This is a genomic window from Nocardia sp. NPDC004582 (assembly GCF_053602115.1).
Genome location: NZ_JBSGCY010000310.1, coordinates 1 through 1044 on the forward strand (window position 1 = coordinate 1; position 1044 = coordinate 1044).

Annotated in this window: 1 protein-coding gene; it reads left to right on the forward strand. The window is 75.5% G+C overall.

Features of this window, described 5'->3' with window-relative positions; all coding sequences use genetic code 11:
• Positions 1–117: 117 nt before the first annotated feature.
• Positions 118–1044, forward strand: a 927-nt coding sequence (locus tag ACWELJ_RS34240) for a hypothetical protein (RefSeq protein ID WP_452370195.1), incomplete at its 3' end; no start/stop codon positions are given.

The following is a 1044-nucleotide window of genomic DNA, read 5'->3' on the forward strand; positions in this document are numbered from 1 at the left end:
GCACCTGGTTCGCCATGCACCAGTGGCTGGTGACCGAGGGCGACCCGGTCACCCTGCTCGAGGACCGCGGCCGTACCGTCCCGGAGACGGCCAAGAGCCGGGCGGGCGAACGCCTCGGTGGCTCGGGCGAAGGCGGTCGAGGCCGAGCGGTTGCGGGTGGCGCGGGTGGCTGCGGTGCTGGGCGAGCGGGCCACGGTAGCGCGGGTCGCGGCGCTCGCGGACCGGCGGATCGGCGAGATCCGCGCGGTCGCCGCGGAATTGGCGCGCGCCGGGCTGATCCTCGGCGACTGCCGCCCGCACCCGGACATGGCGGCTCTGGTGCTGCGCGAACTGCCCGCCGAGGAGCGCCGCGCGCTGCACGCGGCCGCCGCCGAACTGCTGTGCCGGGAAGGCTTTCCGGCGGCCACGGTGGCCGCGCACCTGGTGGAGGCGGGCGACGCGCGCGGGTCGTGGGCGGCGCAGGTGCTCCTCGAAGTCGCCGATCGGGCCTTCGACGCCGACGAACTCGACAGCGCCGGAACCTATCTGGAGCTGGCCTACCGGGCCAGCCGCCGCGCCGACGAACGGGCGGGCATCGCGACCCGGCTGGTGGCGGTGGAATGGCGGATCAACCCGTCCGGGCGCACCCGCAACTTCGGACGGCTCAAGGCGGCCCTGCGCACCGGGCGGGTGCCGTGCCCGGACCTACCCACGACCGTGCTGCAGATGCTGTGGCACGGTCACATCCTGCACGCCGACCACGCCCTGCTGCGCCTGCGGCGGGAGGCGGACGCCACGCTGGGTGATCGGCTCGAATTCCTCGGCGCGTGGCTGCGATACACGCATCCGGTCCAGGCCCAACGACACTCCTGGCTGCTCGCCGCGCCGAGCTTCGAGCCGAAGCCGGGCTCCCACGCACTCGCCATCGCACGCCGTGGCGCGCCTTCGGGCGGACACGCCGATCCCGCTGCCACCGATCTCGCCGCCGCCTATCCGGCTGCCGCCGATCCCGCCGCTGCCGATCCTGCCGCCGCCCATTCCGCCGGCGGCGCGCCCGCCGCGAAG